Origin of the sequence: Pantoea sp. USHLN298, assembly GCF_037149395.1 — a bacterium.
GTDB classification, from domain to species: Bacteria; Pseudomonadota; Gammaproteobacteria; order Enterobacterales; family Enterobacteriaceae; genus Pantoea; species Pantoea astica.
Map to the genome: position 1 here is coordinate 362797 of NZ_JBBCRO010000003.1, position 16475 is coordinate 379271.

Consider the following 16475-nt stretch of genomic DNA (forward strand, 5'->3'; position numbering starts at 1 on the left):
CAAACTACAAGGGCGACTCAAATGAGTCGCCCTTTTTACTGGCAGAAACCGATGCTGGCGAAAAGTTACTGCGCGTCGATATCCTGCAGATCGTCCTGAATCGCTGCCGCGTTCGGGTTCTCTTCCGGCTTGAGCTTGCCGCCGCGCGCCAGGAAATCGTGACGCTGGAAATAGGCGTTGCGGATAAAGGCGTAAGGATCGCTTTGCTGTTTCAGGATCGCATCCGAGTCAAGCAATTGCGCCCGCGTCTCAATACCTTCCAGCGTCCATTTACCAATCGACATCGGCCAGGTCAGCCAGCCCAGAACCGGATAGAGGGTATCGACGTAACCGCCGCCATCCTGACGGAGGGTAAAGCTGCCGTAAGCCGGCAGTTCTACGTAGGGACCATATCCGACGCCATAGTGCCCCAGCGTGGTACCGAAACGGTGCGGCTCTTCACGCGCCAGCTCCGGATTGGCTTTACCGGCCACGTCAATGAAGCCGCCCAGGCCCAGCACGCTGTTCAGGAAGAAGCGGGTGAAGTGAATGCCCGCATCCCGTCCGTTGCCGATCAGAATGGCGTTGACCATGCTGGCGGGCTCTTCAAGGTTGCCGAGGAAATTACTCAGTCCGGTACGGGCCGGTACCGGCACATAATCGCGCCAGGCCACTGCCACCGGGCGCAGCACATAGGGGTCCAGCACGTTGTAGTTAAAGTTAAACATCGTGCGGTTGAAGCCTTCGAACGGATCGCTGCGCTGAGCGGGTTCGTCATTCGCTGGCTTCGAACTGGCACAACCTACCAGAAGGAGGCTGGCGACAGCCAGGCTGGTCAGGCGATAATTCATTCCATTCTCCCTGTGCGGATGAAAAAAGGTCTGCCCATTTTCAGGCGGCAGCCCGGTAACGAACCTGCATATCCCATCAGCATAGCTAACTTCACGTCAGCCGGGGTTGCCACGGGGTCCGCCTGAACGTGATCGGTCACGCGCTCAGGGCTGCTGTTGATTAATTTCTACTGCTATCTGCTGATGACCATCCCAGGGCGTGATCGCACTCAGACCCGACCAGTCCCCCGTCCGGGGGTTGGCGCTGCCGTCGCGCGAAATTCGCGCCCGGACCTGGATCTGATGCTGCGCCGACAGCAGGCGATCCGGCATCATGGCATTGCTGTCATCCAGCGTCAGCGATAACGGGAAGTGGCTGAGCGGCATGCGCTTCACGGCTACCGGCACCGGCGAGACACCATCAGACACAGAAATATACAACACTCCGCCTTGCGGTAACATTTTTTCTGCCTGCGGCGTCAGGCTGATAGTCAGCGCCAGCTGGCTGCTCTGCTGCCCGGCGGCGGTTTTAGCCTGTTCAATGCTGCGGGCAATCATGGCGCGCCGCTCATCACTGGCCGGTAACAGCGTCAGCAGCGTTTGCCAGGCATCAATAGCCTGATCGTACTGCTGTTGCTCAAAGGCATTGAACGCCAGCAGGCCCAGAGTACGCAGGTTGTGACCATCAGCTTTAAGCAATTCGTGCAGCAGCAGCGCCGCCTGGCGGTTATCCTGCGGATCGCTGGAGCGAGTCAGCACTTCGGCGTAATCCTGCTTCAGCCCGGTATCATTGGGCGCTAACTGCAGGGCCCGTTCAAACGCCTGGCTGGCAACGCTGGCGTTATTCAGCACCATGCCGAGCCGGCCCAGCATGGTCCAGTCGTTAAGATTATCCGGTTCCGACTGCAGTGCGCTGCGCAGCCCAAGCTGCAACCGTGCCAGCTCTTCCATACTCAGCGGTTTGGCTGCCGGGTCCATTAACCGCGCCCGCAGGTCAGGATACGCTTGCTCTACCTGCTTCCAGCCGATCAGCTGCGTCAGACCGCCGACTTTCAGATAAGTCCCCAGCGACACCACCAGCAGCAGAATCAGTCCCGGCACTAATATCCAGCGGCTGCTGCTGTGCGGCTGCAGCGCAGTGGCGGGCGGGATATCGGCCAGCAGCGTCTGTTGCAGTTCCCGCTCCATCACCGGCCGCTCCGCCACCACGCCCTGCTCTTCGTCCTGCGCCAGCTCGCTCAGCCGCTGATGATAGAAGCGCTGATTGAGACGATCGCGATCGCCCGCGCTGGTCTGACGTTGCCGCCAGCCCGCGACCAGGAACAGAGCACAGGCCGCCAGTAATAACAGTAAAAGGGTGATCCAAAATGCACTCATTACGGCTTCCTGTCTGACTTGAGTAGCGCATCAAGACGCTGTTGTTCATCTTCGTCCAGCTCACTGCGGGTTTTGCGCTGGCGACTGCGCAGCACGATAACTGCGCCGCCCAGCAGCACGAACAGCGCCGGTCCGACCCACAAAATCAGCGTTGATGGCGTCACGGGCGGCTGGTAAGTGACGAAGTTGCCGTAGCGCGCCACCATGTAATCGATGATTTGCTGGCGATCCTGGCCCTGCTTCATCAGCTGATAGACCTTGAGACGCATATCCGCCGCAATCATCGCGTTTGAGTCGGCGATGCTGTTGTTCTGGCATTTCGGACAGCGCAGCGAAGCGGTCAGATCGCGGTACTGTTCTTCCTGCGCTACCGAATCGAACTGCAGGGTATCGATAGTGGCCCACAGGCTGAAGCTGAACAGCAGACCGCAGGCCAGCAGTAACAGACGCCTCATGCTCCGGCCTCCTTACTGTATTTGATCCACAACGGCTTCACTTCCTGCTGCCAGACACGCTCATTCAGATCGCCGGCATGGCGATAGCGAATGATGCCTTTGCCATCGATCAGGAAGGTTTCCGGCGCGCCGTAAACCCCCAGATCCAGCCCGAGCATGCCGTTGCCGTCATACAGGCTGAGCGCATAGGGGTTACCCAGCGTATTCAGCCAGCTGACCGCTTTGTTACGATCGTCTTTGTAGTTCAGTCCCACCACCCGAATGCCCTGCTCCGCCAGGCTATTCAGGTAGTGATGTTCAGCGCGGCAGGTCGGGCACCAGGTGGCCCAGACGTTCAGCAGAATCGGCTTGCCGTCGGTCAGCACCTGCTGATCGTAAACTTTACCCGGCTGGTCCAGCGCTTCCAGCCGGAACAGCGGCACCGGTTTGCCGATCAGTGCCGACTCCAGCCGGGTCGGATCGTCGCCCTCGGCATTGCGTGACAGCTGCCACAGCAGCGCCGCCGCCAGCAGCAGAAACAGCACCAGCGGAATAAACAGGATTTTCTTATTCATGCCAGCTCCTCAGGTGTCGCTTTTTTGCGGGCGCGATAACGGGGATCGCACAGGCAGAACAGGCCACCCAGCGCCATTAACAGGCCGCCAAACCAGATCCAGCGCACAAAGGGTTTGTAATAGATCCGCACGGCCCAGCCACCATCATCCAGCTCTTCGCCTAACGCCGCGTAGAGATCGCGACTGAAGCCGCCGTCAATCGCCGCCTCGGTCATCATGGTGCGCGCGGCGGTGTAGAAACGCTTTTCAGCCTGCAGCGTCGCTTCCGGTTTACCGTTGCGCGTGACTTCAATCAGGCCCGCGCCACCGCTGTAGTTCGGACCCTGCAGGTTCTGGACGCCGCGAAAAACAAAGTGATAGTGGTGAATGTCCACACTGTCACCCGCCTTCATGCGCACATCGCGTTCGACGCTGTACTGGGTGCTGAAGGCGATGCCAATCACTGTGACGCCGACGCCAAGATGGCCCAGCACCATGCCCCAGTGGCTGCGCGAAAGATGGCGCAGTCCGCTAAAGAAGCGGTGCCGATGAGTGGCGCGCTCATGCAGTTCCAGCAGCGTCAGCACAATGATCCACAGCGACATCAGCAGACCGACCACGGTCATGGCAGCAATACGATCCTGCAACCACCAGGGGATCAGGATTGAGCCCGCCAGCGTCACGATCAGCGCCAGCGCCAGTCGTTTCGCCAGCTTTTGTGGCTGGTCACGACGCCAGCGCACCAGCGGCCCGATCCCCAGCAGCAAGGCAAACGGCGCCATCAGCCAGCTGAACATGGTGTTGAAGAACGGCTCGCCCACCGAGATGCTGCCCAGTCCCAGCTGCTTATGCACCAGCGGCAGCAGCGTGCCGAGCAGCACTACAAGCATGGCGGCAATCAGCAGTACGTTGTTGCTGAGCAGGAAGGATTCGCGTGACCAGGTTTCATTTTGTACCCGGCTCCGCACCTGTCCGCCCTTAATCGCATACAGCAGCAGCGAGCTGCCAATCACAATCACCAGGAAGGCGAGGATAAACATGCCGCGCGCCGGATCGGACGCAAAAGAGTGAACCGAAACCAGCACACCGGAACGAACCAGGAAGGTGCCGAGCAGGCTGAGCGAGAACGCGGTAATGGCCAGCAACACCGTCCAGGCCTTAAAGGTGCCGCGCTTTTCGGTGACCGCCAGCGAGTGCATTAACGCCGTGCCCGCCAGCCACGGCATAAACGAGGCATTTTCCACCGGGTCCCAGAACCACCAGCCGCCCCAGCCGAGTTCGTAATAGGCCCAGGCTGAACCGAGCACGATACCGATGGTGAGAAATACCCAGGCCGCGGTAGTCCAGGGACGCGACCAGCGCGCCCAGGCAGTATCAAGCCGTCCGGCCATTAAGGAGGCAATAGCAAACGCGAACGCCACCGAGAAACCGACATAACCCATATAGAGCAGCGGCGGATGGAAGATCAGGCCGATATCCTGCAGCATCGGATTCAGGTCGTGACCATCAATCGGGAAGTCGGGCAAGGTCCGGCTGAACGGATTGGAGGTCAGCAGGATAAACAGCAGGAAACCGAGGTTGATCATTCCCATCACCGCCAGCACGCGGGCCAGCGCATCCTGAGGCATGCCGCGACTGAAGATCGCCACCGCCACCGTCCAGCTACTGAGCAGCAGCACCCACAGCAGCAGTGAACCTTCATGAGCGCCCCAGGTGGCAGCGATGCGGTAATAGACCGGCAGCAGACTGTTGGAGTTGGTGGCGACGTAGCTGACGGTAAAATCGTTGGCGATGAACGCCCAGACCAGCAGCAAAAATGCCGCGGCAATCAGCACAAACAGGCCAGCGGCCAGCGGACGCGCCATTGCCATCAGGCGCGCATCCTGGCGCACAGCGCCCCACAGCGGATAGGTGCTGAGCAGCAGCGAGATACCCAGTGCCAGACAGAGCAGAAAGGTTCCGATTTCCGGCATCATGATGACTGTTTTCCTGGCTGATACAGCGACTGCGGGCCGTTGTGATTTTTCTTCATCGCGTCTTCAATCTCCGGCGGCGTATATTTTTCATCGTGCTTCGCCAGCACCTCTTTGGCAGTAATCCGGTTGCCCGACTCCAGCACCCCTTGTGCCACCACGCCCTGCCCTTCGCGGAACAGGTCCGGCAAAATCCCTTCAAAACTGACGCTGACGACGCCATTGGCATCGTAAAGTTTGAATGAGACGGCCAGCGTGTTGGGATCGCGTTTGACGCTGCCCGGCATCACCATGCCACCAACCCGCAACCGTTGACCCGGCTCCGGTATCTCATGCGCCTCGCCTTTGCCGTAGAGAATTTCACTCGGGGTATAAAACAGGTCGATGTTCGAGCGCAGCGCATACATCACCAGCGCGGTAGCCAGGCTGAGGCCGATCAGAATCGCCAGCACGGCATACAGACGATTACGTCGACGGATATTCACAGGCTTTCTCCTGCCGCATCAGCAGCGGCTTGTTTACTCTTCGCAGTGCGGATGCGGCGTTCGCGCGCCTCACGCTGGCGAATCTGCGCCAGCAGACGACGGCGTGTCAGCAGGGTGTGTATGACCAGACCGATCAGCGGGATCAGGGTGCAGGCGACCGCCAGCCAGACATAGAAGGCGTAACCGCCCATGACGAAGAAGGCGTGCCACGAGGAAAAGGCCGGCGTCATGCTTTCTCTCCCTTATTCGCTACGCTGATGGCCCAGGGGCGATGGCGTTCGGTTAATAAAATCAGATTACGTAACCGCATCAGGGTCAGGGTGATAAACAGCAGCAGATAACCGAGAATCGCCCAGCGCAGCGGCGTACGCATCACCGGCGCGATCGCCTGTTGCAGTATGCCGGAGGAGCCCTGATGCAGAGTGTTCCACCACTGAACCGAGTAGTGAATGATCGGCAGATTCACCACGCCCACCAGAATCAGGATACCGGCGGCACGTCCGGCGGTGCGACGATCGTCAAAGGCGTGGTAGAGCGCAATAACACCCATATAGAGGAACAGCAGCACCAGCTCAGAGGTGAGGCGCGCATCCCAGATCCACCAGGTGCCCCACATCGGTTTCCCCCACGCCGAACCCGTAACCAGCGCGATAAAGGTAAACACCGCGCCCACCGGCGCCATTGCCGCAGAGACCAGGTCGGCCATCTTCAGCTGCCACACCAGCCCGCAAAATGCCGCGATGGCCATTGACGCGTAGATGCCCATCGACCACATGGCGGCCGGAACGTGGATATAGATAATGCGGAAACTGTCGCCCTGCTGATAATCAGCCGGTGCGTAACCAAATCCCCAGATCCAACCCAACAGCAGCGCTGCCAGGCCGGTCACGGCGAACCAGGGCACCAGACGACCAGAGAGTTGGTAGAGCCGGTCGGGTTTAGCCAGCTGATGTAACGCTTTCCACATAGCAAGTGCTCACATTTACGGTTAATAGTTATTGGGCGCTGCGCCGCCGTGACGGACTCATTGCAGCGTGATCCGAAGCGCCGCTGCGGTCGCAAACGGGGAGAGCGTTGCGCTGACCAGCAGCATCGCCCCGAGGATCGCCAGATAGCCACCAATCGGTAACCCCTGGCCGGCAGCCTCAATGGCCGCACTGGCGAAAATCAGCACCGGAATCGCCAGCGGCAGCACCAGCAGGCTCAGCAGCACGCCGCCGCGCCGTAATCCCACCGTTAATCCAACGCCGATGGCGCCGAGAAAGCTCAGGGTCGGCGTGCCGATCAGCAGCGTTAACGCCATCGCCCACCAGCCATTAAAATCGAGCGATAACAGCAGTGCCGCCAGCGGCGACAGGACAATCAGCGGTAATCCGGTGACCAGCCAGTGCGCAATCACTTTGCCCACTACCGTGACCGGCAGCGGCGTCGGCTGCAGCAACAGTTGCTCCAGTGAGCCGTCGATAAAATCATCGCGAAACAACCGCTCAAGCGCCAGCAGCGAGGCCAGCAGTGCGGCGACCCAGGCGACACCCGGCGCAATACGCGCCAGCTGTTGCGGATCGGGCCCGATACCCAGCGGAAACAGGGTGATGACGATCAGGAAAAACCACAGCGGGTTAACCACATCGGCCCCGCCGCGAAAGGCAATGCGCAATTCACGCTGAATAAGACGAAACAGCATCAGATTGACTCCGCCGCGCTGAGGCGAATTTTACGCACGCGCCCTGCAGGATCGGGCAGATCCTGATGGGTCGTCACGATCACCGCCCCGCCGTTATCGGCATGCTGAGCAAATTTCATCATTAATTTTTCGATGCCAGTTTTGTCGATGGCGGTCAGCGGCTCATCCAGAATCCATAGGGTGGCACGGCTAAGCCATAAACGTGCCAGCGCGACCCGACGCTGCTGGCCGGCAGAGAGTTGCGCCACCGGCACCTCTTCATAACCGAGCAGATCCACACTTTCCAGCGCGGCAAAAATCTGCGCGTCTTCGCAGTCGCGGTGATAAAAACGCAGATTTTCTAATGGGGAGAGCACCGCCTTCACGCCGGGATGATGCCCCAGGTAAAGCAGTGATGCGTGCCACTGTTCACGCTGCTGCGCGATCGGACGATCGTGCCAGCGTATCTCGCCCTGCTCTGGCCGGCTTAATCCCGCCACTAAACGCAACAGCGATGTCTTACCGGCACCATTTGGCCCTTCAATCTGCACAATGTCGCCAGCATGAACGCTGAAAGAGAGCTGATGAAACAGCGTTCGTTCATCGCGTACACAAGAGAGCGTAATGATTTCCAACATGAAGGGGGGATCGCACCAGCTAAAAGAAGGCCAGGATAATACCATAATGTTGCTGTGGGCCGAAGTTTGCCGCGCCGTTCAGAGTGACCTTCAGGAGGCGATAAGTGCGGTGTGCCGTGGTGGTCGCTTAAAAATGCAGCCACGAAAAAGCTTGTTACGCTTATTCATATCCCTCGTTACATTATCGGCAAATAAAAAGCAGCTACGCTTATTACGCCACAGCACTATCACCAGGAGAAAATATGAAGCCTTCATCAGGTAACCAACAGGATCACAATGACGTTGAAAGTGATGAAAAGGACGAGGGTAAAGAAATAGAGGTCGACGAGGAGGCGCTACCTTCGCGTGCGGCAGCCATACATGAAGAGATTCGTCAGGATGGGGAGAAAGAGCTGGAACGCGACGGTATGGCTCTGCTCTGGTCAGCCATTGCAGCCGGCTTATCGATGGGCGCTTCACTGATGGCGAAAGGGATATTTCAGGTTCATCTTGAGGGCGTACCAGGGGCCTTTTTACTGGAAAATCTCGGTTATACCTTTGGGTTTGTGATTGTCATTATGGCGCGCCAGCAGCTGTTTACCGAGAACACCGTTACCGCGGTATTGCCCGTGATGCACAAGCCGACCTGGGGCAATGTCGGCCTGCTGCTGCGCTTATGGGGCTTCGTACTGCTGGGCAATCTGATTGGCACCGCGCTGGCAGCGCTGGCCTTTAATGAGATGCCGATCTTTGATGATGCAACCCGCCAGGCGTTTACTGACATCAGCATGAAAGTGATGGAAAACACGCCAGGCGAGATGTTTGCTAACGCGGTGATTTCCGGCTGGATTATTGCCACTATGGTCTGGATGTTCCCGTCTGCCGGCGGAGCCAAACTGGTGGTGATTGTGATGATGACCTGGCTGGTGGCGCTGGGCGATCTGGCGCACATCGTTGTAGGGTCGGTCGAGGTGCTTTACCTGGTCTTTAATGGCAGCATTCCCTGGCATCAGTTCCTCTGGCCCTTCGCCCTGCCCACGCTGTTAGGTAATATCACCGGCGGTACCCTGATTTTTGCCCTGATCAGCCATGCGCAGATCCGCAACGATATGAGCGAGGCGGCGGTCGCCAAAGCCAAAGCCGACCAGAAAAAGCAGGAGAAACGTCGCGAGCGCGAACAACAGGAAGAGTAATTAAAGGAGGAAGATGGCGATGCGGCGTGGGCTGGTCCAACACCGCTCGCCCTCTTCCCCCGCTTCAGCCATTAATTCGCATCACGTCATATTCGCCATAACTGCCATAACTGCCATAACTGCCATAACTGCCATAACTGCCATAACTGCCATAACTGCCATAACTGCCTTAACTGCCTTAACTGCCTTAAAGTGAATGACGCATTCGCCTCAGCGATTATTTACTCCCCGCCAAAAATAATCCGCACAGCGTGAATAAAGAATTATTTGCAATCACCAGGCTGCAATCGTAAATTAAATTACCCCTCTGTCAATAAACGTCATTCTCCGTCGGGACCGCATTCTCATTTTGGAATGCATGTTAATAAAGCCAGCCTCCAATCACACAAACACACCCTTAAATTAACGCAAGATTCCATTTGAAGATGGATATCGAAATAAATGGATATTTTCCTAACGCATTTTTTGTTAGATTTACTACTAACAGGAAAACGGTAAAGAGTAGTGTTACTTTGTCACCCCGCCTTATAAAAGAGAGTTTATAAACACCAGAGCTGCGCAACGCAGTAAATTTAAAACAACCCATTTAAATTAAACAATCAGTTCACATAATAATATTTATTTCAGCATCACCTTTAGCATTACTATGCCGCCTGTTATTAACACACAAAATCAGACAAGGGTATTAATCCAGCGTCGCCACACCATAGGTAACGTCAACACGGAAAAATATACGCCGGTTACGTTACGCATAATAAGGATTATAACATGAAAAAAATAATGTTTAATAAAGTCACCGCAGGACTCGCCCTGTTAATGACCTGTCAGGTTGCTTTGGCCGCAACCACCGAAAGCGTTGGCGGCGGAACCATCACCTTTTACGGTTCAGTCACTGATGCAACCTGTAATGTCACCACCAACAGCGGCAGCGATTTCGCCGTTGATTTAAACCCGGTGACCAGCAGCGATATGGGTACCGCTGTGGGCGTGGTGTCGACTAATGCTAAACCGTTTACGCTGAATGTCGATGGCTGCGCCGGTTTTGATAGCACCAGTGCAGCGGCGCAAACACTGAAAATCACCTTCTCAGGCGGTAACGTGTCGGAAGACAATACCTACCTGAAAAACAGTACCGGCACCGCCAGCGGCGTAGGAATCGGTATTACCAAAGATGGTAGCCAGCTGGTCGCACTTAATAGCGCACTCGATACCGGTCTGAGCACCTCTTCCACTGACGGAACGACCTATGACGTCTCCCCAAGTGGAGCACTGAACTACTTTGCCAACTACTACAACTACGGTGGTGCGGCAGTGAAACCCGGTTCTGTTGTGACCACCGCGACCTATACCTTCAATTACGATTAATCGATCTGCGGTTAATTGTTAAATCCGGATAATTTAACCCGACAAGGATGTCAAAAATGAGATCAGAAAATGAAACGCGTTTATTTAGGCACATTACTGTTTACTCTTTCCTGCGTCGCAAGCGCCAGTGTGGTTATGAACAACACGCGCGTCATCTATAACAGCGATAAAAAAAGCGTCAACGTCCAGCTGGTCAATAAATCAGCCGAAGCTCACCTGGTTCAGGCATGGATAGATAATGGCAATCCTGATGCGAAACCCGAAGATCTCAGATTACCGCTGGCCGTCGTGCCTTCAGTGGTTCGCATCAGCGCGAATGATGGTCAGATCCTGACCGTCGTTAAAAACAATCTTGCCGGTTCACTGCCAGCCGATCGTGAAAGCCTTTTCTGGCTCAATTTCATTGATATTCCCCCTAATCCCAAAGACAAAAGCGGCAGCTATATCCAGTTCGCCGTCCGTAATCGGGTGAAAGTTTTTTACCGGCCGGCCAATCTGAAAGCTGACATTAATAAACTGCAGAGTTACCTGTCGCTGGTTAAGCAGAATAATGGCGCCTGCATTAAAAATGATTCGCCCTATTACGTGACCGTCGCCGGATTAAGCCATGTTAAAAATGGCAGCAAAAAGGATAATTTCCTGCAGTCCACTGTTTTAGCAAAACCGCTAAGCTGCACACCTCTTCCCCATTCAGCGGCTTTATCAAAACAGGCGCAGGTTTATCTGACCTTTATCGATGACTTCGGCACACTCAGAACGGTTGATATTAAACGCTAATGAAAAGCCAATTGACGTTTTTGAAGACAATGCTCATTTTTATCGGTGTCGCCGTGTGCCTGCGCAGCTATGCCAATGAAGAGTTCAACCAGGGCTTTATGTTGGGCAGCGCCTCCAATGAAGCGTGGTCTGAAGAGAAGAATACCATTGCCCCGGGTATTTATAGCGTCGACATTTACGTCAATAAAGAGTGGAAAGGCAAACATCAGTTAAAGGTTGAAGGGAAAAATAGTTTTCTGATTTCCGCCAATGCACTGGCCGCGTTAGATATAAAAACGGATAAAACTAAACCGGCAGTGCAAAAAGAGGCGCTCAGTCAGGAATGGATCGCCCTGAATGAGATCGTCGGAAATGATGAAGTCAATTTTCGTCAGAATATTTTTCAGCTGGATATTACCGTGCCGCAGGCGCGTATTATTTCTCATGACCGTAACTGGATGCCGCCAGAGCTATGGGATAAAGGCATCCCCGGCATATTTACCAACTATAATGCTATCTACTCTGCCGGAAACTACAGTAACGGCAATAATCAGTCGAACCTCTACCTGACACTGAACAGCGGGCTGAACGTTGCCGACTGGCATTTCCGTGATAACACCTATTATTATCGTAATGAAACCTACTCACGCTGGGTTAACCGCTCCCGCTACCTTGAAAAGTCATTGCCGGCAATCAGTTCAACGGTAAAAGCAGGCGATGACTACACCAGTTCATCCTGGTTCGACAGCGTTAAATTTCGCGGCGTCAGCCTGACGAAAGAGCTGGCCATGCTGCCCGACAGCTACCGGACCTATATGCCCGTCGTCAGCGGCATTGCAGACAGCAATGCGACAGTTAAAGTCCTGCAGGACGACAAAATCATTTTCCAGCAAAGCGTTCCCGCCGGACCCTTTGAGTTTTCTGAGCTGATGCCTACCGGCTCCCGTTCGGATCTTTACCTGGTCATTGAAAATGCAGATGGCAGTAAAACCACGACCATTATTCCTTACTCCTCCTCGGGTAATTTGCTGCGAAGCGGCTCATCGGACTGGGTGATGTATGCGGGTAAATTCAGCAGCGATGCGCTGTTTAAACAACGCGATTTTATCCAGGCGGAATATTCCAGAGGTGTCCGGAACAACCTGACACTGGTGACCGGTGCCATTGCCAGCGAGAATTATCAGTCCGGCCTGATAGGTAGCGGCCTGCTTGTGCCGTGGCTGGGCACGCTGACTACCAGTTATCAATATACTCAGGCCACTCTCAACCCGGAAAAACGCCAGGGCGATAAAGTCAGGGTCGCGTTAAATAAACATTTTCCAACCAAAACCTCCGTTACGGTCGGCGCGACGCACAGCGATAAAAACTTCACTACCCTGAGTCAGTCCGATTCTGCCGCGGAGTTTATCAGCGATCAGATTGGCTACCGTGCCCAGGAAAAAAACAGCCTGAACCTGACGCTTGATCAGCGCCTTCCGGCGGGTTATGGCAATCTCAATGCCGGGCTCTATGCGGTGGGTTACTGGAATACGTCGAAGGTTTCCCGTCAGTTTAGTCTGGGATGGAGTAACAGTTACAATCAGATATCCTGGTCCGTTAATGCCGGTAAAAGAATTTATACCAATGCTGAAATTTACGCGGAAAACCGGCGTAAGGCGGTCTACCGCGATGAGCAATATGCCACTTTATCGCTGAGCATTCCGTGGAGCCTGTTTAACCACAACGGCACCGTCAGTGCATCTACCAGCGTGCAGGGAAGCCAGACCAGTGCGTCACTCGGCTGGAATGAAAAAGTCTCTGACGCTTTAAGATATAACCTGTTGGTTAATCATCGGAACAATGAGGGAGCCTCTTCCAGCGGGTATGTCTCTTATGCATCACCCTGGTCCACCTTCACCGGTAACGTCACCCAGGGAGAGCATTATACCCAGTATGGTGCCGGTGCTTCTGGCACGTTGCTGTTGTCGCAGCATGGCTTACTGACCTCACCGCAAACCGGAAATCATTTTGTGATTATTGATGCACCGGGTGTGGCTGGCGCGAAAGTGAATGGTAATGCGACCCTTTATACCAATAAACAGGGGAAGGCGCTGGTGCCCTACGCTACGCCGTGGCGTAAAAATACCTTTTACCTCAATTCAGATTCATCCAGTGACATTCAGGGCAATATTAAAAAAATCGCGCCGTGGAAAGGCAGTATTTCCTATGTGAAGTATGCGACCGATACCCGGAAAACATTTTCCCTGCATGCCCGTTATGCCGATGGAAAACCACTGACGTTTGGTGCCTCTCTGTTTAACAAAAAAGATGAGGAACTCGGCTATGTGGCACAGGGCGGCCTGGTCTATGTCAAAGCGGATAGCTTACCCGATTACATTATGGTCCGGATGGACAACCAGCCGTCCTGCATTATTAAAAACGCCGTGCTTACCGGAGAAAACCTATGCGTAAATTTATAAAAATTCTTTCCACGGCGATAATGCTGCTGACCGGACTGAGCCTGTTTTCAGTTAACCAGGCATTAGCCTATTGTGATGCGTCGAATTTATCTACTGGCAAGAGCGCGGTAGCCACTTCAACCGTTAACGATATTGAACTTGCAACGATGCTGTCACTGACCAGTAGCCACTCAACCACTAACAGCTCAAATTTCTCCGGATTTAAACTGACCTGCGTCACCGGTGGGGAGACGCTCTATTATCGCAACGGCCTTGAGGGTGGCTATACGGTAAAATTTGTGACTGGCGATCAGGAAACCTATATTAGATTCACCGCCTCTATTCCTGCCTCAAGCAAAGAGTTTGGCGCTTTTATCACTCAGGATTATGCCTCGAGTGAGTTTGATACTGATATCACCATCAACGCTGAAGTCGTCGATGGCACGGCGTATGACATTGCTACCACAACCGGAAAAATTGAAATTCCGGTGCTCTATTTTATTTCATCAAACGGCAGCAATGCCTACCCGACAGCGAGTGCATTGCGGGGACTGGTTTCTTCTAAAGCTGCCGCGGCGACAAGTTCCTACTCCGATTTAAAAGGATTTGCCTCCTTTGACGTTACCTTCGTCCCGGTCAGTACCACCTGCAATATTCAGAATCAGCAGTTCTCACTGCCCTCGACGACGCTGTTCACTATCAAGTCAGGCGACGCTTCGGATACGCGCTTTACCATTCCGCTCTCCTGTAGCGGCAGCATCAACAGTAAGGCGACCAAAACCTTTAATCTCAGGGCTTACAGCAACGATCTTGTAGATAACGCGAAGTTTATTGTCAGAAATGCTTCTTCCACATCGACAGGCATCGGATTCCAGCTGTTTAACGATATCGCTGATCCTTTGAAATTCAGTAGCGGCTACGATTCCGCCTCCACTTCTCTGGCATCGTTAACGAAAAATAAAGATCTGGTGGGATCGCTGACCTCTTTTGATATTGGCGCCAGATACAAAATCTACGATGCCGCCAACGCGACGCCCGGAACGGTGGTAGGAACCATCATTATTTATATGGAGTATGAATAAGAGCCGGGCAGAAACCGGATGCTGGCACAGCTCAGCGCTACACAAAATGAGGGTGGTGGCGGCACGGATTTCACACAAAGCTGGCACCGGTGATGCGGGGGAAAGCGGTAATGTTGGGGAGAGAACCGCTAAACTGCTGGCGGAATGAACAAACGCACGGCGTTGTAGTGAATCTTTGCCGCTTTCTACGTTATACTGCGCGCCGTCGTCCTCTTAGTTAAATGGATATAACGAGCCCCTCCTAAGGGCTAGTTGCAGGTTCGATTCCTGCAGGGGACACCAAATGTTAGCCCACCTAAATATTTTAAAGTCTAGTCAACTCTTCAACTTCAAACACTTACCTTGCTTTAGTAGCCTGCTAACGTACACCGTCATATTTCAAAATCCACGCTGTTTTGTTGGTACATATGTTGGTATTTTAAGTTCGATAATGCAGATACCATCATCTGAGGGTTTTTAGTATGGCGCTAACTGAGTTAACAGTAAGAAATACAAAGCCTTCTGATAAACCTGTCAAATTGACAGACGGTAATGGTATGCATCTTTTGATCACCACAAGTGGTTCCAAATACTGGCGTTTCCAGTATCGCTTCGCTGGCAAACAGAAAATTCTCGCACTGGGTGTTTATCCTGAGGTTTCATTGTCTGAAGCCAGACGACGAAGAGACGAAGCTCGTCAACTTGTTGCAAACCATGTAGACCCAAGTGAGAAGCGAAAAGCGCAAAAGATTGAGAGCAAGGGCTTGCTAACATTTGAGCAAGTAGCACAAAAATGGCATACCAGTAACAGAACCTGGTCAGACAGTCATAGAACAACTGTTTTGAACAGCCTTGTTTCCCATGTGTTCCCTGTCATCGGCAAACGTAATATCAGCGAGCTAAAAACTCGTGATTTATTGGTTCCTTTGAAAAAAGCAGAAGCTTCAGGACACAATGAACTGGCTTCTCGCTTACAACAGCGAATTACGGCGGTAATGAGGTATGCCGTTCACAATGCGTTGATTGAACAGAATCCTGCAAACGACCTCGCTGGTGCTGTTGTTTCCACTAAAAGTGTTCATCGCCCTGCCCTTTCTCTCGAACGATTGCCAGAACTGATGAATCGATTGGAATTATATAAAGGAAAAGGCATTACTCAAATTGCAGTCCAGTTGACACTACTAACCTTTGTTCGTTCGAGTGAACTTCGATTTGCTCGCTGGTCAGAAGTTGATCTCAAAAATTCACTGTGGACTATCCCCGGAAAGCGACAACCTATGGAAGGGGTGAAATATTCTGCAAGAGGGGCAAAGATGAAAACCCCACATCTGGTTCCATTAAGCTCACAAGCCAAAGCACTAATGGAAGAGCTTCACTCGATCAGTGGTAACAAAGAACTTATGTTCATTGGTTTTACCGGGGACGACAAACCTATCAGTGAAAACACTGTCAACAAAGCGCTCAGGACAATGGGCTACGATACGAAAGTAGAAGTCTGCGGGCATGGTTTCAGGACTATGGCATGTAGTGCATTAATCGAATCGGGATTATGGTCGAGAGATGCTGTGGAAAGACAAATGAGCCACCAGGAACGCAACAGTGTCCGGGCTGCTTACATACATAAAGCGGAGCATTTGGAAGAACGGAAACTCATGCTGCAATGGTGGGCTAACTATCTGGATGCTTGTAAAGAAGAAGTACTTACACCTTTTTCCTTCTCAAATCATCAAGCAATTCGGTGAGTTTCAAG

The 16475-nt window shown here is 53.6% G+C and carries 16 protein-coding genes and 1 tRNA gene; 7 read left to right on the forward strand and 10 right to left on the reverse strand.

The genetic code is table 11. The features are described from left to right. Nucleotides 1–65 precede the first annotated feature (65 nt). The 10 genes from mlaA to ccmA form a co-directional block, all read right to left on the reverse strand. Nucleotides 66–830, reverse strand: coding sequence for a phospholipid-binding lipoprotein MlaA (gene mlaA, locus WFK59_RS09550; protein ID WP_336755667.1), 765 nt, complete (start codon nucleotides 828–830; stop codon nucleotides 66–68). Between the two features lie 144 nt (nucleotides 831–974). Further along, nucleotides 975–2186, reverse strand: coding sequence for a c-type cytochrome biogenesis protein CcmI (ccmI, locus tag WFK59_RS09555; protein ID WP_336755668.1), 1212 nt, complete (start codon nucleotides 2184–2186; stop codon nucleotides 975–977). After that, nucleotides 2186–2641, reverse strand: coding sequence for a cytochrome c-type biogenesis protein (locus WFK59_RS09560; protein ID WP_233987491.1), 456 nt, complete (start codon nucleotides 2639–2641; stop codon nucleotides 2186–2188). Before WFK59_RS09560 ends, ccmI begins: the two co-directional genes overlap by 1 nt. Beyond that, entirely contained in the window at nucleotides 2638–3195 is a 558-nt protein-coding gene (locus tag WFK59_RS09565) for a DsbE family thiol:disulfide interchange protein (RefSeq protein WP_233987490.1), read from the reverse strand. Before WFK59_RS09565 ends, WFK59_RS09560 begins: the two co-directional genes overlap by 4 nt. Further along, nucleotides 3192–5150 (reverse strand): heme lyase CcmF/NrfE family subunit, encoded by a 1959-nt coding sequence (locus WFK59_RS09570; RefSeq protein ID WP_336755669.1) that lies wholly within the window; start codon nucleotides 5148–5150, stop codon nucleotides 3192–3194. The genes WFK59_RS09565 and WFK59_RS09570 overlap by 4 nt, the downstream gene beginning before the upstream one ends. After that, on the reverse strand, nucleotides 5147–5632 hold the full coding sequence (ccmE, locus tag WFK59_RS09575) for a cytochrome c maturation protein CcmE (protein WP_233987488.1): 486 nt from the start codon (nucleotides 5630–5632) through the stop codon (nucleotides 5147–5149). Before ccmE ends, WFK59_RS09570 begins: the two co-directional genes overlap by 4 nt. Further along, nucleotides 5629–5862 carry a heme exporter protein CcmD gene (gene ccmD / locus WFK59_RS09580; RefSeq protein ID WP_233987487.1) on the reverse strand — a complete coding sequence of 78 codons (234 nt, stop codon included), beginning with the start codon at nucleotides 5860–5862 and terminating at the stop codon, nucleotides 5629–5631. Before ccmD ends, ccmE begins: the two co-directional genes overlap by 4 nt. After that, nucleotides 5859–6599, reverse strand: a complete 741-nt coding sequence (locus tag WFK59_RS09585) for a heme ABC transporter permease (RefSeq protein ID WP_094121021.1) — start codon at nucleotides 6597–6599, stop codon at nucleotides 5859–5861. The genes ccmD and WFK59_RS09585 overlap by 4 nt, the downstream gene beginning before the upstream one ends. 57 nt (nucleotides 6600–6656) lie before the next feature. Further along, entirely contained in the window at nucleotides 6657–7316 is a 660-nt protein-coding gene (gene ccmB, locus WFK59_RS09590; protein WP_336755670.1) for a heme exporter protein CcmB, read from the reverse strand. Next, nucleotides 7316–7933: a cytochrome c biogenesis heme-transporting ATPase CcmA gene (gene ccmA / locus WFK59_RS09595; protein WP_336755671.1), complete on the reverse strand. Its 618-nt coding sequence runs from the start codon at nucleotides 7931–7933 to the stop codon at nucleotides 7316–7318. Before ccmA ends, ccmB begins: the two co-directional genes overlap by 1 nt. Before the next feature lie 242 nt (nucleotides 7934–8175). Between ccmA and WFK59_RS09600 the strand changes: the two genes are divergently transcribed. The 7 genes from WFK59_RS09600 (at nucleotide 8176) to WFK59_RS09630 (ending at nucleotide 16467) form a co-directional block, all read left to right on the forward strand. Then, nucleotides 8176–9105 (forward strand): formate/nitrite transporter family protein, encoded by a 930-nt coding sequence (locus WFK59_RS09600; protein ID WP_336755672.1) that lies wholly within the window; start codon nucleotides 8176–8178, stop codon nucleotides 9103–9105. A 768-nt stretch (nucleotides 9106–9873) separates the two neighbouring features. Then, nucleotides 9874–10470, forward strand: a complete 597-nt coding sequence (locus WFK59_RS09605) for a fimbrial protein (protein WP_233987483.1) — start codon at nucleotides 9874–9876, stop codon at nucleotides 10468–10470. 69 nt (nucleotides 10471–10539) lie between these two features. Beyond that, on the forward strand, nucleotides 10540–11247 hold the full coding sequence (locus tag WFK59_RS09610) for a fimbrial biogenesis chaperone (protein ID WP_233987482.1): 708 nt from the start codon (nucleotides 10540–10542) through the stop codon (nucleotides 11245–11247). Nucleotides 11248–11276: 29 nt separating this feature from the next. After that, nucleotides 11277–13685, forward strand: a complete 2409-nt coding sequence (locus WFK59_RS09615; protein WP_336755673.1) for a fimbria/pilus outer membrane usher protein — start codon at nucleotides 11277–11279, stop codon at nucleotides 13683–13685. Next, complete coding sequence (locus WFK59_RS09620; RefSeq protein WP_336755674.1) at nucleotides 13670–14746, forward strand: fimbrial protein; 1077 nt, start codon at nucleotides 13670–13672, stop codon at nucleotides 14744–14746. The genes WFK59_RS09615 and WFK59_RS09620 overlap by 16 nt, the downstream gene beginning before the upstream one ends. 207 nt (nucleotides 14747–14953) lie before the next feature. Further along, nucleotides 14954–15028 (forward strand) — tRNA-Arg (locus tag WFK59_RS09625). 179 nt (nucleotides 15029–15207) lie between these two features. Next, complete coding sequence (locus WFK59_RS09630; protein WP_336755675.1) at nucleotides 15208–16467, forward strand: tyrosine-type recombinase/integrase; 1260 nt, start codon at nucleotides 15208–15210, stop codon at nucleotides 16465–16467. Nucleotides 16468–16475: the final 8 nt, after the last annotated feature.

Coding starts and splice junctions, on each gene's coding strand:
- mlaA (WP_336755667.1), bottom strand. CDS start 830: ATGAATTATCGCCTGACCAGCCTGGCTGTCGCCAGCCTCCTTCTGGTA.
- ccmI (WP_336755668.1), bottom strand. CDS start 2,186: ATGAGTGCATTTTGGATCACCCTTTTACTGTTATTACTGGCGGCCTGT.
- WFK59_RS09560 (WP_233987491.1), bottom strand. CDS start 2,641: ATGAGGCGTCTGTTACTGCTGGCCTGCGGTCTGCTGTTCAGCTTCAGC.
- WFK59_RS09565 (WP_233987490.1), bottom strand. CDS start 3,195: ATGAATAAGAAAATCCTGTTTATTCCGCTGGTGCTGTTTCTGCTGCTG.
- WFK59_RS09570 (WP_336755669.1), bottom strand. CDS start 5,150: ATGATGCCGGAAATCGGAACCTTTCTGCTCTGTCTGGCACTGGGTATC.
- ccmD (WP_233987487.1), bottom strand. CDS start 5,862: ATGACGCCGGCCTTTTCCTCGTGGCACGCCTTCTTCGTCATGGGCGGT.
- WFK59_RS09585 (WP_094121021.1), bottom strand. CDS start 6,599: ATGTGGAAAGCGTTACATCAGCTGGCTAAACCCGACCGGCTCTACCAA.
- ccmB (WP_336755670.1), bottom strand. CDS start 7,316: ATGCTGTTTCGTCTTATTCAGCGTGAATTGCGCATTGCCTTTCGCGGC.
- ccmA (WP_336755671.1), bottom strand. CDS start 7,933: ATGTTGGAAATCATTACGCTCTCTTGTGTACGCGATGAACGAACGCTG.
- WFK59_RS09600 (WP_336755672.1), top strand. CDS start 8,176: ATGAAGCCTTCATCAGGTAACCAACAGGATCACAATGACGTTGAAAGT.
- WFK59_RS09605 (WP_233987483.1), top strand. CDS start 9,874: ATGAAAAAAATAATGTTTAATAAAGTCACCGCAGGACTCGCCCTGTTA.
- WFK59_RS09610 (WP_233987482.1), top strand. CDS start 10,540: ATGAAACGCGTTTATTTAGGCACATTACTGTTTACTCTTTCCTGCGTC.
- WFK59_RS09615 (WP_336755673.1), top strand. CDS start 11,277: ATGCTCATTTTTATCGGTGTCGCCGTGTGCCTGCGCAGCTATGCCAAT.
- WFK59_RS09620 (WP_336755674.1), top strand. CDS start 13,670: ATGCGTAAATTTATAAAAATTCTTTCCACGGCGATAATGCTGCTGACC.
- WFK59_RS09630 (WP_336755675.1), top strand. CDS start 15,208: ATGGCGCTAACTGAGTTAACAGTAAGAAATACAAAGCCTTCTGATAAA.